At 57.5% G+C, this 13,323-nt stretch carries 11 protein-coding genes; 2 read left to right on the forward strand and 9 right to left on the reverse strand.

Annotation, left to right across the window (positions count from 1 at the left end):
* Positions 1–9 precede the first annotated feature (9 nt).
* Complete coding sequence (mutL, locus tag CU041_RS01635; protein WP_101245884.1) at positions 10–1,968, forward strand: DNA mismatch repair endonuclease MutL; 1,959 nt, start codon at positions 10–12, stop codon at positions 1,966–1,968.
* A gap of 8 nt (positions 1,969–1,976) precedes the next feature.
* Here the strand turns inward: mutL and CU041_RS01640 are convergent, their stop codons facing one another.
* The 4 genes from CU041_RS01640 to CU041_RS01655 form a co-directional block, all read right to left on the reverse strand.
* Positions 1,977–3,464, reverse strand: coding sequence for a pentapeptide repeat-containing protein (locus CU041_RS01640; RefSeq protein WP_101245516.1), 1,488 nt, complete (start codon positions 3,462–3,464; stop codon positions 1,977–1,979).
* Positions 3,465–3,534: 70 nt separating this feature from the next.
* The gene (locus CU041_RS01645) at positions 3,535–4,521 is read right to left on the reverse strand and encodes an OmpA family protein (RefSeq protein WP_101245517.1); all 987 of its coding nucleotides are present in this window, start codon (positions 4,519–4,521) and stop codon (positions 3,535–3,537) included.
* Between the two features lie 39 nt (positions 4,522–4,560).
* Positions 4,561–5,328: a motility protein A gene (locus CU041_RS01650; protein ID WP_101245518.1), complete on the reverse strand. Its 768-nt coding sequence runs from the start codon at positions 5,326–5,328 to the stop codon at positions 4,561–4,563.
* A 510-nt stretch (positions 5,329–5,838) separates the two neighbouring features.
* On the reverse strand, positions 5,839–6,690 hold the full coding sequence (locus CU041_RS01655; protein WP_101245519.1) for a GNAT family N-acetyltransferase: 852 nt from the start codon (positions 6,688–6,690) through the stop codon (positions 5,839–5,841).
* Between the two features lie 364 nt (positions 6,691–7,054).
* On the opposite strand from CU041_RS01655, the gene CU041_RS01665 reads away from it, so the two are divergent.
* Positions 7,055–8,128, forward strand: a complete 1,074-nt coding sequence (locus CU041_RS01665) for a siderophore-interacting protein (protein WP_101245521.1) — start codon at positions 7,055–7,057, stop codon at positions 8,126–8,128.
* Positions 8,129–8,138: 10 nt separating this feature from the next.
* On the opposite strand, the gene CU041_RS01670 is transcribed toward CU041_RS01665, so the two are convergent.
* The 5 genes from CU041_RS01670 to CU041_RS01690 all read right to left on the reverse strand — a co-directional run bounded on the left by CU041_RS01670 (position 8,139) and on the right by CU041_RS01690 (position 13,232).
* On the reverse strand, positions 8,139–9,023 hold the full coding sequence (locus tag CU041_RS01670; RefSeq protein WP_170310073.1) for a hypothetical protein: 885 nt from the start codon (positions 9,021–9,023) through the stop codon (positions 8,139–8,141).
* A gap of 167 nt (positions 9,024–9,190) precedes the next feature.
* A complete protein-coding gene (locus CU041_RS01675) occupies positions 9,191–10,141 on the reverse strand; it encodes a metal ABC transporter permease (protein ID WP_101245523.1) in 951 nt (316 codons plus the stop codon).
* A complete protein-coding gene (locus CU041_RS01680) occupies positions 10,138–11,358 on the reverse strand; it encodes a metal ABC transporter permease (RefSeq protein WP_101245524.1) in 1,221 nt (406 codons plus the stop codon). The genes CU041_RS01675 and CU041_RS01680 overlap by 4 nt, the downstream gene beginning before the upstream one ends.
* 39 nt (positions 11,359–11,397) lie before the next feature.
* Entirely contained in the window at positions 11,398–12,198 is an 801-nt protein-coding gene (locus tag CU041_RS01685) for a metal ABC transporter ATP-binding protein (protein ID WP_101245885.1), read from the reverse strand.
* A 59-nt stretch (positions 12,199–12,257) separates the two neighbouring features.
* A complete protein-coding gene (locus CU041_RS01690) occupies positions 12,258–13,232 on the reverse strand; it encodes a metal ABC transporter solute-binding protein, Zn/Mn family (RefSeq protein WP_101245886.1) in 975 nt (324 codons plus the stop codon).
* Between the last annotated feature and the right edge of the window lie 91 nt (positions 13,233–13,323).

Here is a 13,323-nt window from a genome sequence, read left to right on the forward strand (position 1 = left end):
GCCTTCATCATGACCCTGCGCGTCCTGCCCCAGAACCTGATCAACCAGATTGCCGCCGGTGAGGTGGTCGAACGCCCGGCTGCGGCGTTAAAGGAGCTGGTTGAAAACGCGCTTGATGCCGGGGCCACAAGGGTCGATGTCAATCTGCGTGATGGCGGGCGGACGCTTTTGTCGATCACCGATGACGGCAAGGGCATGACGCCCGAGGAACTGTCGCTTGCGGTTGAACGTCATGCGACGTCAAAGCTGCCCGATGATGATTTGTTCAATATCGGGTTCATGGGCTTTCGCGGTGAAGCATTGCCATCAATCGGTTCTGTATCGCGGATGCGTCTGACGAGCCGGGTGCGGGGCTCTGAAAATGCCTGGTCGCTCAGCATTGAAGGCGGGGCCAAGGGCGAACCGGAACCGGCCGCCCATCCCTATGGCACCCGGGTCGAGGTCCGCGATCTTTTCTATGCCACCCCGGCGCGTCTGAAATTCCTCAAGACTGCGCGCACCGAACAGATGTATGCGCGTGAAATCATGGACCGCCTTGCCATGGCGCGGCCCGATGTCGGTTTTACCCTGACGGGCGATGGTAATAAATCGATCCTGAATTACCCGGCGTGTGAAGGCGATCTGTTTGATGCGCGCCTCAAACGCCTTGGCGCTGTCATGGGCCGGGAGTTTCAGGAAAATGCCCTTCAGATCGAAGCCGAACGCGAAGGCATCCGTCTGACCGGCTATGCCGGGGTGCCGACCCTGAACCGTGGCAATGCCCAGATGCAGTTCATGTTTGTCAATGGCCGCCCGGTCAAGGACCGGCTGTTGCAGGGGGCGGTGCGCGGTGCCTATCAGGATTTCCTGGCGCGCGATCGTCATCCGTTGCTGGCGCTGTTCTTTGAATTGTCGCCGCGCGATGTTGACGTCAACGTCCATCCCGGCAAGACCGAAGTCCGTTTCCGGGATCCGGGCCTTGTCCGTGGCCTGATTGTCGGGGCACTCAAACATGCATTGGCCGGGGCCGGACACCGGGCCTCGACCACGGTTGCCGATATGGCATTGGGGGCGGTTCGCCGCGAAGGTGAGGGACCCTCACTTCCGTATGGTGGTGCTGGGCGCAGCGGTGTTGGCAGCGGCTTTAACATTGGGCAGTATCAACCCAGTATCCCAAGCCATGCGGCGGTCGAACGCAATTATGCCGCCCAGTCCCCGGTCGATTCCGGGGCGGGATATGGCGGTCTGTTTGATCGCGGGCGGGATTTTGCCGGGACACCGGATGATGCGCGCGATACCGGCGGTGACGGTTTTGCTGCGGCGGCAGCCGCGGCATTGTCGGGCGGTTATGACAGTGCCGCACCGTCGGCCCGCATTGATCATATTGCCGATGAAGGCAAGTTTGTTGATCATCCGCTTGGTGCTGCGCGCGGGCAGGTGCATGCCAATTACATCATTGCCCAGACCCGCGACGGTCTGGTGATTGTCGATCAGCACGCCGCCCATGAACGCATTGTCTATGAACGCATGAAGGCCGATCTTGCCGCCAATGGTGTCAAGCGTCAGGGATTGCTGCTGCCCGAAGTGGTCGAACTGGACGAAGCATCGGCTGACCGCATTGCCGACCGCGCCGAAGAATTCGCCGAACTCGGACTGGTGATCGAACCGTTCGGCCCCGGTGCCATCGTGGTGCGCGAAGTCCCTGCCATGCTGGGCAAGGTCGATGTTGCCGCCCTGGTCCGTGACATGGCCGACGAGATCGCCGAACTGGGGCAGGGCATGGCATTAAAAGATCGCCTGATGTATGTCTGCGCGACCATGGCGTGCCACGGGTCGGTGCGTTCGGGGCGCAAACTCAATGCCGATGAAATGAATGCGCTTTTGCGCCAGATGGAAGCCACCCCGCATTCCGGGCAGTGCAACCACGGGCGCCCGACCTATGTCGAACTGAAACTTCATGACATCGAAAAGATGTTCGGCCGCCGATAGGGGCCGCCTTAATCACGCAGTTTAAGATTGCGGGGCAGGCGGGTATTGGCATTGACCCGCGCGCGCTGGATTTGTTCGGCAAACAGTCCGCGCGTGCCGGTAAGATCCGCATCGCGAAAATCGGTCCCGGCCAGATTGGTGCCGCTCAGATCGCAATTAAGCAAATGCTGGCCCCGGAAACTGGCATTCGAAAGATCCGATCCCAGAAATACCGTGTTGCGCAGCATCGCATCATTGAAACGTGCCCCCGAAAGGCGGCTTGCCGCAAGATTGGCACTATCAAGATTGCTTTCGATGAAATCGGCCCCGGTCAGGTTACAGCGCCGAAGAACCGCATCCTTGCAATTGGCGCGCTTGAAACTGGCAAAGGGAAGGCCGCAGCGGCTCAGATCAATGCCTTCAAGTTCGGCTTCACGCAGATCGGCATGGTCAATCGACATGACCGTACCTTCCTTGCCGCCGGTATCAACCCAAAGCTTGTGACTGATCAAGGCTTCATGCAGATCGATTTCAACCAGCTCTTCGCTGTCGTCATCTGCTGCGGTTTCGATCGGGTCGTCATCGGGTTCTTCTGTCTCGGGCTCTTCGCTGGCCGGTTCGATAACCGGGGACAATGCCTCGCGTGCGGACTGTACGGCTTCGATATTCTGGGGGCCGGTATCGCGGTCATGGGCGATCGGCACTTCGGGAAGGTCGCTGTCATCAAAGACCTGCCCGCTGCCATTCAGCCGTGCCTGCACATTGGCAACTTCGATGGTGTCGCTCATTCCGACCAGGGGGGATTTGTCATCGCGGATATCGGCAACGGTTTCCACGGGCTGCGCGCTTTTGGCGGTGGCCGGCTTACCAACCGCCGCCCGACGACGCGCGGGGGCAGGACTTGCACTGGCGACAGGCGGGGTTTCAAGCATCGCGGCCTTGATGCGGTCACGCTTGCGGCGGCCGGGATTTTCCGGGGTGGTTTCTTCGACCGGGGTGGTGGTCTGTGACGGGGACTTTGTTGCCGGGGCTTTGGGCATGGTGGTGCCCGCCCGGATCATGTCCTGTGGCCGGGCCGGGCCGAAATAGTTTTCCTTAAGAACGAAACGGCGCGGTGATCGCATGACCGTTTCAATGATCTTGCGCAGGCGTTTGGGATCAATCGGCTGACGAAACACCCCTTCGATCCCGGCATCGACCGCATCGCGCATGCCGCGGCGGTCAAGTTTTGGCGCACCAAGAAGGATGGGGACCGTGCGGCCGATCGGGTTCTCGTCACTTCCGGAATCGCGAATGGCGCGAATGGTCGAAATGCCGCGCATGCCATCAAGATACAATCCGACAAGAACCAGCTCCGGGCGCATTTCACCGATCAGCTCGACGGTCTTTTCGCGGTCGTCGCAATGGACGAAATTGCCAAAGCCAAGCGGTTCGATTGCTTCGCGGGCGGCAAGCATGTTCCGTTCACTGTAGTCGGCATACAGGATCGTTTTGTTTTTATTGTCCTTGCTCGCCATGTTCCGCGATTTCCCTTATTCGCAAGCCGGTTCCTGTCCCGGGAATGTCCGGCCTTTTTGCGCGTAATTGTTACTGTGCGGACGGAATGCTGAACGAGCGCCGCGGCAATGTGGAGCCCGGCGTGTCGGCGGTGTTGCCTGTGCCGCTACCCGCCCCGCCTGCACCGGGATTGTCGATGCTGAAGGTTCCTGAATCGGAACTGCCGGTATCGGGCGCATCAAAGTCCGTCGCATCAGTATCGTTTACGCTTTCTCCGCTTCCTGTTGCACCATCGGGTGCATTTGTTTCGACCATCTGGATGGTGATTTCCACACGCCGGTTTTCGGACCGCCCTTCGGGGGTGTCGTTGCTGGCGATCGGGCGGCTGTCACCATAGCCCTGAATAACCATCCGTCTGGGGTCCGTTCCGTTCTGATCAATCAGAAAATGCAAAACCGATGTCGCACGGGCTGCGGAAAGGTCCCAGTTTGATATATAGGGAGACGAAGACGATACCGGAATATTATCCGTATGACCGGCCACCAGAACTTCGCCCTCTGTCTGGTTGATGACCGGTGCCAGCCGATTGAGGATGGCGGCAAATTCTTCGGTCATGCCCGATGATCCGGACGGAAAGGCCAGCTCGTTCGGGAAGCGGATCACGACTTCGCCATCAATGCGTTCCAGCCCGACCTGATCTTCCAGGCTCATATTCTCAAGAACGCTTTCAAGCGTTTCCTCAAGGGCCTCGGCCTTTTGTTCCTTGGTGTCGGTTTTCTCGATTTCGATTTTCGGGGTTTCTGCCTGCGGGATTTCCGAAACCACGCGCGGACTGTCGGGGGTTGGCGCCTTAAGCGACTTGCCGACAATCGACCCGTCCAGTTCGATCACCCCGGCCAACTGGTCCTGTTTGGAAAAGCCGAATGCGGCTTTGACCGATCCGGCGATCTGCTTGTAGCGGATGACATCCATCTCTGCAAAGGTCAGCAACAGAACAAACAGAACAAGCAGCAATGACATCAGATCGGCGAACGTCGCCATCCAAGCCGGTGCGCCTGCTGCGGGTTTCTTGGCCATGGGTCTATACCGCTACCTGAAGATCAGATGACAGCATTCTTATTCTCCGTCTTCCGCATCAGCGGGCACGCCACCCGGAAGATATGGACCAAGAATTTCTTTCATCACCATCGGGCTCTGGCTTGCCTGGATCTGCACGACCGATTCAATGATCAGCTGTTTGGTGTTGCGCAGGCGATCGACCTTAAGGGCCAGCTTGTCGGCAATCGGCAGCGCAATCAGGTTGGCCAGAACCGCGCCATAGAATGTTGTCAGCATCGCAATTGCCATTGCCGGGCCAATCGCATCCGGGTCCGAAAGGTTGGCCAGCATCTGCACCAGACCGACCAGGGTTCCGATCATGCCGAATGCCGGTGCGGTATCGCCGATCCCGCGGAACATCAGTTCGCCAAGCTCGTCATTCTGGATCGATTTTTCCACTTCGCTTGAAATCGAACTTCTGATCACTTCGCCGCTGTGACCATCCACACACATGCGGATGCCGCGCGCCATGATTTCGTTTTCGACTTCAACATTTTCGAGCCCCAGCAGACCGTTCTTGCGGACCAGACCGGCAAGTTCGATGGCCTTTTCATAGATCGAAAGCGGGTCTTCCTTGGGGTTCTTGAATGCAATACCCACCCCGATTTTCAGCGACTTTATGACGTCGCGCATCGGGAACTTGATCAGGGTCGCGGCCGCAGTCCCGCCAAACACAACCATGACGGATGGAATATCAACAAAAGAATCAAGGCTGCCGCCCATCATGATGGCGCCAAAAATAACGCCAGCCCCGGCGATAATCCCAATGAGTGTAGCTATATCCATGTCGGTTATTTGTATCCGGCGTTAAAACTTTTGTTTCGAAGCGTGCTTGATGAAAATTGGCAAAGAACGCGCGGCAGCGGGCGTAAATTTCAATTGCCGTGCGGTTGCATTTCTAAAGTCCATACTGACCCCATTACATAAAAGCAGGATTTTAGGTGCTGCACTCCTCAAAATTGGGTTTCTACAACCTGTTTTCCAGAACCAAACGATAACTTCCTGCGTTACGGCGCGGAATGGACCAAACAAAAAGAGCCGCCCGATTGTAAAATTACGGCATTAGGTTAGGGGATGCTATACCTTTGGCATTAAATGTTTGTTGCCAGAAATCGCCGCGCGGTCAACCCCGCCGTAAGGATAATCCGACTTGATCAAGCGATGTAGGCACAGTCTGGCAAACCGGCCCTGAATAGCGCATGGCCGATATCGCCGCGATCATGGGGTCGCGTGATTGAATGGTGCTGTTTTTTTGCCTGCCCGATTGCCGGGCTGTATGATGACCCGGCTCGCAGGTTATCCCAGCTCGAACGATGAAATGCCGAACGTCATTTCAAGGTTCAGCTTGGGTGCTGTTCCCTTGTACATGCGCGCGGTTTCGAACTCGGCAATCATCTGATGGTCATTGACCAGCTCGCGGGCCGCCTGATTGGGTTCGGGAATATCAAGATAGACCTTGCCGTCCTGATTATCGCGGCTTTGCAAAAGGGCGCCAAACAGGGTCCGGGCATCTTGTGCATTGGCTGCGAAAAGCGGGCCGACCTTGTGACCTTCTTTACACGGGCGGATCACGCCATAGCCACGAAGCCCCATCGGCCCTTTAAGGGCCAGTGCCGTATGGGTGTTATTGCCGATCCAGCCACGCAGGAATTCGATCCGGCTTTCGGCAAACAGATTGCAGGTCTGCTCAAAGGCATCCACAACGGCGATGTCATCAATCGCCAGGGCAAACAGATCGTCATCAGCCGGGGCACTGGCATGGACCACCCCGCCAAAGCGGATATTGCGATGGGCAAATTCAAAGCCCGACTTGCGGTAATTGTCCTGCTGATCGACAACACCATCAAGCCCGATGGTTTTCATGACGCTGTCATCAAGAACCGTCTGCCACAATTTATAACCAAGACCCGATCCACGCCGGTCCGGGCGGCAGATGTAAAACCCGACAAAGCCGAAATCGGAACTGTATTGAACCGCGGAAATCACTGCGGCCATGCCCTGTTTGTCAAAGGCACCCCAGAAACCGTCAGGATCGGTATTGTAAAACACCTCGGCATCGGCAAGTCCGGGATTCCAGCCCTCATTGGCGGCCCATTCAACGGCCAGCGGGAATTCGAATGATTTCAGGCGGCGGATCTTGTCTGTCATGGCGGTGTCTTCAATCTTCCGGATCGATAATCAACTGGGTCACAAGCCCGTCCCTTTACAGGATCGGCGGATAAACATCCAGTGGCAGAGCCGGGGCAGGGCCGGTTAATTTGGTTTGAATGGTCGATCGAAGTTTATATTTGCAAACGCCGACGTCAAACCCCTTGTTGCGAATGCCAATAGGCTTGGCGTGATGTCACCATGGTTTCACAAACATCAACGCAGCCATTCCAACCGGACCAACTGGTTCCCGGCCTTTCACGGTGGCGGAAAAATCATGATAAATATTGTTGAGAATGCCTATCACTTTTATTATCAATAGGCCTCCGTGGTTTTATCTCAACACCATCGCGCCGAGGCCCCAATGCCGTCCTCTATCCTGACTGCAACCACCCGCATCGATTTGCCCGAAAGTGCCGCTTTGATCCGGCAGACTGCCGACTATTACAAAAGTCATGATTGCGATGTGCAGGGGGATGACATCGCAACGCGCATTTCGGTATCGATCGGGCATATCAAATTGTGCAGCCGTGAAAACGGTCTTGATGTGGAAGTCGGGGCAACGACAGAGGTCGGCGTGGTCCAGATGAAGGCCGCGATCATTTCACTGCTTCAACAGGGTGCTGCACCGGGTACCAGTTTCGACTGCCGCTGGAAGGGGGCAGGACAAAGCAATGGCAAACTTCCGAACTTTCGCGAATTGACTGTTGGCGCGATCACCGATCTGTCGCCCCATATGCGACGCCTGCGTCTGCACGGGGTCGATATGGGCGCCTATGAGCAGGAAGGCATTCATGTCCGTCTTCTGATCCCGCCACGTGGCAAGGCCCAGCCGAAATGGCCGACGCTGGCCGAAAATGGCATGCCGGTCTGGCCAAGCGGTGATGATCTGGTCGAACAGCGGGTCTATACCATTCGCGACCTTGATGCTGCGGGCGGCTGGGTGGATGTCGATTTTGTCATGCATGGCGATAACGGGCCGGGTTCGGCCTTTGCCCTGCATGCGCGTCCGGGCGATCTGGTGGCGATGACCGGGCCGCTGGGCAATGACCTGCCGGCTTCTGACTGGATGCTGTTTGCCGGGGATGAAACGGCCCTTCCGGCGATCGGGCGTTATCTGAATGAAATGCCTGCCCATGTGACGGGCCATGCGCTGATCGAAGTGGGCAGTAAGGATGACATTATTCCGGTTGCTACCAAAAGCGGGATCAAGGTGACCTGGATCCTGCGCGACAGTGTCGAAGAAGTCACCCACAGCCTGATTCAGGATGCAATTCGCGCTGTCGAAGTGCCGCGTGATGGTCGTGCGATCTATTGCTGGGCCGGTGTGGAAAATGCCGATTACAAGCCGATCCACACCTACTGGCGCAAGGAACTTGGCCTTGGGCGTGATCAATGTACGGCCATGACATTCTGGCGCAAGACCGACCAGGCCTGACCGATATGGCCTAACGTTTTGTTGCCACCCTGGCATGCAGGGTCGGGGCAAAATGGGCAATCGCATCATCCAGACCGATCAGGATTTCGGGCGCATGGGCGATGACGGGTGTTAGTGTCCCGGCCTCGGCGGCGGTGCGAAGTTCGGTAATCGCGCGAACAAGTTCAAGATTGGTCGGCGTGACATTGGCGGCAATGGCCTTGGCATGTGCGCCGATCATGCGACGTGTTGCCAGAAACGCTGCCACTTCCTGATCTGTTGTGATGCTTTTGCCATCTGATGTCGGGTCCAGCGCATAGCGCACCGACAGGCCGGTCATATGCGACCGGTCGGCAAACAGGGCGGATGTGATCATACGAAATGCAATGATATCAGCGATCAGCCCGTCACGGTTTTGACCCGTTGCGATTTGATCCAGTGCGAAAAGATCGGCATCGCGTTCGTCGCGGTGGCTTTCGATATCGTCACCGCCAAAATGATCGGGCTGGCAATGGCGGATCTCGTGATAGATCAGCCAGCGATATGTTACGGCCGGATCCGTGCCATAGGACAATCTTTTCCCGAACCAGCCACGCATCAGTTCGGCAAATATCTCATTACCGCTTTGAGGGGTGACATTTTCCGGCACAAAAATCTGACAGGTGGCAATCTGCCGGCCATTTTGCTGACCGGTAACGGTAAAGGGTGATCGCGGCAATTTGGCAAATGTCTTGTCCGGATCCTTGATATTGGCAAGTCCCAGTGTCTCGTCCATCCGTGCCAGAAACGCTGCACGATCGCTGAAAACAAACAGATCGATATTGCCAAACCGCTGCAATTCGTCACGGATGTCGCCATCCGTCGGGACGCTACCAGTCTGTTGTGCGACCGCGGACGGGCCGCCAGACCAAAGCACGATCAGGACAGTCAGGATGGCTGTAAAAGTGGTCCTGAAACTGGCCCTGAAAGTCGGGCGTGTCGGATATGGGGGATGTTTGATCATCCCTTCATTATGGGGGCTTTGACCGGCTGATACGATAGCAATCGGTCACATTTGATGTTTTGGAACCGATTTCGGGTGTCTCAGGCTTCGGCGCGCTGACCGGTTCGTTTGCGTTGCGGCCCGAACAGGCAGGTCAGGATCAGAATGATCCCCGAAATGGTGGCAATCATGCCCGCGGCACTGACCGCATAGGGCGATCCGAACCAGCCCGGCCCGTATCCGGCAAAGACATATCCGAGCACTGCCGAAATAACCGCAAACACCACTGACCAGCCAACCTGTCGGCCGAGCTGATTGGTCATCAGGCGCGCACTGGCCGGCGGGCAGACAAACATCGCAATGACAATGATTGACCCGACCGCATCAAATGCCGCAACAGCGGCAATTGCGGTTGCCACCACAAGCGCAAAGCTGAGCAGTCTGGTGCGAATGCCGATTGCCTCGGCAAAGGCGGCGTCAAAGGTCGATATCTTGAGCTCCTTCCAGAACAACAGGATAAACAACCCGATGCCGACCAGAACAATCGCCAGACGCGGCAATTGCGGCGGCAAGGTCGCAAGGGCTGCCGGATCAAAAAGCGAACCCCATCCCTCGGCATCAAACCAGATCAGGCTTTCCAGATTGCCCAGAAGCGCATGTTGCACATCAATATGAACCGAACTGGTATCGGTGACTTCAAGAAACAGAACGCCCGCTGCGAACAGTGTGGTGAAAACCAGCCCCATCGCTGCCCCCGGCTCAACCCGGCCAAGGCGCTTGACGATTTCGATCATCACAACCGCGATGATTGCCGCCACACCGGCACCAAGCATCATCGGAACTGCGGTGATGGTTCCGGTCACCAGAAACGCCCCGACAATACCGGGCAAAACCACATGGCTGATGGCATCGCCAATCAGTGCCTGGCGACGCAGCAACAAGAAATTCCCCGGAAGCGCACAGGCAACTGCTGCCAGAATGCCGATTACAATCGGGCTCAGGCTCAGCTGGACAAACTCGGCGCCAAGGGCTGTGATAAGGTCGTCGATCATGCCTTTGCTCCATTCCGGGCTGCGATGATGCGATCGATCTCGTCAATCTGGTCGGGGGTCATCATGCGTTCGATCGGGGTCAACCCGTCATAGCGTTCAATGGCGGAATCATCGGGCAGCATGCGCCGCGCAACCGCCCAGCGTGCCTCATCACGGGCGGCTTTTTGTGCCGCGACCCGGCCGCGCGCCGTGGCAACCCCGTCGCGCCGGATCATGCCCGACCGCCGCAGGATACGCAGGGTCAGTCCGTCATAGATCGGTTCACGCCGCGCAAGTGACAGCAACCCTTGGCGACGGTGGACCCGGCGCTGGAAACGCTGATGACGAAGTGCCGATGCCAACCCGCCACGCAACGGCGAAAACAGGGCAGAAACCAGGAAAAAGCCAAAGGCAATCAGAACAATGATCGGCCCGGTCGGAAGTGATGCCTCGGCTGCGGAAAGAACCGCACCGATATATCCCGAAAGCCCGCCAACGCCTGCTGCTATGCCGATCATCGGTCCGACCTGGTTGGTCCAGAACCGTGCGGTCACCGGCGGAATGATCAAAAGCGCAACAATCAGGATCAGCCCGACAATCTTGAGCCCGATCACCGTCACAATCAGCGCCAGTCCCATCATCGCCAGATCGATATTGCGCACATTGACGCCCGTGGTCGCGGCATATTCCGGATCAAAGGCCACAAGCGTCATCGGGCGGCGCAACATAAACACGAATGCGGCGGCCAGTGCGCCGGCAATGGCGATTGTCATGGCCTCGGAAATCAGCATCCCGGCCGTTGATCCCAAAAGGAAGTTTTCAAGTCCGGCCTGACGGCCCGATGACATGGTCTGGATCACGGTCAAAAGGACAATGCCAAACCCGAAAAACACCGACAGTACCGCACCGATTGCCGCATCCTCGGTCAGGCGGGTTTTGCGCGTGATCCATTCGACCATCAAAAGCCCGATCGCCGATGACACGGCTGACCCGATGATCAAACCCGGAAGCCATCGTCCGTCGCTGCCAAACGCGACCATGATCATAAAGGCAAGACCCACACCCGGAAGGGTCGCATGACTGATGGCATCAGACACAAGGGCGCGTTTGCGCAGGAAAATAAACGCCCCGGCACTGCCCGCAGACAGGCCAAGCAACCCTGCGCCAACCGCGACCAGGGCGCTGTTATATCCGGCCTGAAGAAACAGGGCGCTTATGAAATACTCGATAAAACTCATGACGATATCTGCCTTTGCCCGTCGCTCTTTGCCACCCGCCTATGCCAGATGCAATTCGTCGATATGGGTTGCGGCCAGACGCCCGCCATAGGTTTCCTGAAGGTTCTCGGCGGTAAAGGTGGTTTCAACCGGGCCTTCGGCGATGCGCCGGACATTGATCAGAAGCACACGGTCGAAATATTCCGGCACGGTCGACAGATCATGATGCACGCAAACAACCGTGCGGCCTTCGGCCTTCAGTTCCTTCAGAACCGATACAATCGCGCGTTCGGTGGCGGCATCCACCCCGGCAAACGGTTCATCGAGCAAATAGAATTCCGCATTCTGGGCCAGTGCGCGGGCCAGGAAGACACGCTGTTGCTGTCCGCCGGAAAGCTGGCCAATCTGACGGTCGGCGAAATCGGCCATGCCGACCCGCTCAAGGCAGTCCATCGCCTGTTCGCGGTGGCGTGATCGCCAGAGCCGGAACAGGCCGACCGATCCGTAAAGTCCCATCAGGACCACATCAATGACGCGGGCCGGAAAGTCCCAGTCAACGCTGGCGCGCTGGGGCACATAGGCAACCCGGTCGCGGGCCTCGGCAAACAGTTTGCCGAAAATGCGGACCTCGCCCGACAGGCGCGGCACAACGCCAAGCGCACCTTTCAAAAAGGTCGATTTTCCCGCACCGTTCGGACCGATGATCGCGGTCATCGACCCGGCCGGGATCGAGGCATCTACCGAAAACACCGCCGGCTTGTTGCCATAGGAAACGGTCAGGCCACGCACGGTCAGTGGCGCGTCCTTGGCCGCGACATCAACGATTTTGCCGGACTCTGCAACCAGTTTGGCATTGCTCATGGGGGCTTCCTTGTTCGCTTGTGCGTACATTGTCTTGGCTGGCGTCAAATATTGTCTGATCACGACCCGGCCGCAAGTTTGCCCTGAAACCCGTCTTGTGGGGCGGTGCCGCCAAGGGCACGGGTGATCAGGGTAACGTTATGGTCGATCATGCCGATATAGGTGCCTTCATAAGTTCCCGGCTCGCCCATCGCATCGGAAAACAGGGTGCCGCCAATCACCACATTCTGACCCCGCGCAGCCGCGCCTTCGATCAGGGCGCGCACATTGCGCTCAGGTACCGAGCTCTCGACAAACACCGCCGAGATCTTGCGATCGACGATGGTGTTGACCAGGTCTTCGACCCGGCGCAGGCCGGCTTCGGATTCCGTTGAAATGCCCTGAATGCCCAGCACGTCAAAGTCATAGCCGCGCCCGAAATAGCTGAAGGCGTCATGCGCGGTCAAAAGAACTCGGCTTTTCTCCGGGACGGTGACCGTGACCTCTTTCATATAGTCGATCAGCTTGGCGATCTCGGCAATATGGTGGTCCGCATTGGCGCGATATGTGGCCTCACCCTCGGGATCGGTTTTGATCAGAGCATCGCGCACGGCCAGAACGACGGTTTCCCACAATTGCGGATCCATCCAGACATGCGGGTCATAGCGGCCCTTGTATTCGGCATGGCTCAGAAGCTTGTCCTTGGCGATGGCCTCGCCAACCGCGACGACATTGCGGCGCTTTTCCAGATCAAGGAAGAATTCCTCAAGCTGCGCTTCAAGATACAGCCCGTGCCAAAGAACAAGATCGGCACGCGCCATCGCGGCGATGTCGCTTCGGGTCTGGCGATAGGAATGCGGATCAACCCCGGGCCCCATCAAGGCCTTGACTTCGGCCCGGTCGCCGGCGACCTGGCGCGCGGCATCAGCGATCATGGAGGTGGTGGCAACAACATTCAGCGGCTTTGCCATGGCATGACCGGCACCGGCCAACAGACCGGTTGCAAGGATAAGGGCGCTCAGCAAAATGGGGCGTGCGGATCGGAAAAGGCTCATCAGATGTCCCGAAAGCAAATTGAAATCAGTCCAGCGAATACCCACTATTTATGTGCGGACTTTTAAAGTTAGTCAAGGCTAAATTGATTTT

The organism is Thalassospira povalilytica (assembly GCF_002844235.1).
Taxonomy (GTDB): domain Bacteria; phylum Pseudomonadota; class Alphaproteobacteria; order Rhodospirillales; family Thalassospiraceae; genus Thalassospira; species Thalassospira povalilytica.

What these genes read in the sequence shown, in the direction of transcription:
- mutL (WP_101245884.1), top strand. Translation starts at nt 10, where the DNA reads ATGACCCTGCGCGTCCTGCCCCAGAACCTGATCAACCAGATTGCCGCC.
- CU041_RS01640 (WP_101245516.1), bottom strand. Translation starts at nt 3,464, where the DNA reads ATGGCGAGCAAGGACAATAAAAACAAAACGATCCTGTATGCCGACTAC.
- CU041_RS01645 (WP_101245517.1), bottom strand. Translation starts at nt 4,521, where the DNA reads ATGGCCAAGAAACCCGCAGCAGGCGCACCGGCTTGGATGGCGACGTTC.
- CU041_RS01650 (WP_101245518.1), bottom strand. Translation starts at nt 5,328, where the DNA reads ATGGATATAGCTACACTCATTGGGATTATCGCCGGGGCTGGCGTTATT.
- CU041_RS01655 (WP_101245519.1), bottom strand. Translation starts at nt 6,690, where the DNA reads ATGACAGACAAGATCCGCCGCCTGAAATCATTCGAATTCCCGCTGGCC.
- CU041_RS01665 (WP_101245521.1), top strand. Translation starts at nt 7,055, where the DNA reads ATGCCGTCCTCTATCCTGACTGCAACCACCCGCATCGATTTGCCCGAA.
- CU041_RS01675 (WP_101245523.1), bottom strand. Translation starts at nt 10,141, where the DNA reads ATGATCGACGACCTTATCACAGCCCTTGGCGCCGAGTTTGTCCAGCTG.
- CU041_RS01680 (WP_101245524.1), bottom strand. Translation starts at nt 11,358, where the DNA reads ATGAGTTTTATCGAGTATTTCATAAGCGCCCTGTTTCTTCAGGCCGGA.
- CU041_RS01685 (WP_101245885.1), bottom strand. Translation starts at nt 12,198, where the DNA reads ATGAGCAATGCCAAACTGGTTGCAGAGTCCGGCAAAATCGTTGATGTC.
- CU041_RS01690 (WP_101245886.1), bottom strand. Translation starts at nt 13,232, where the DNA reads ATGAGCCTTTTCCGATCCGCACGCCCCATTTTGCTGAGCGCCCTTATC.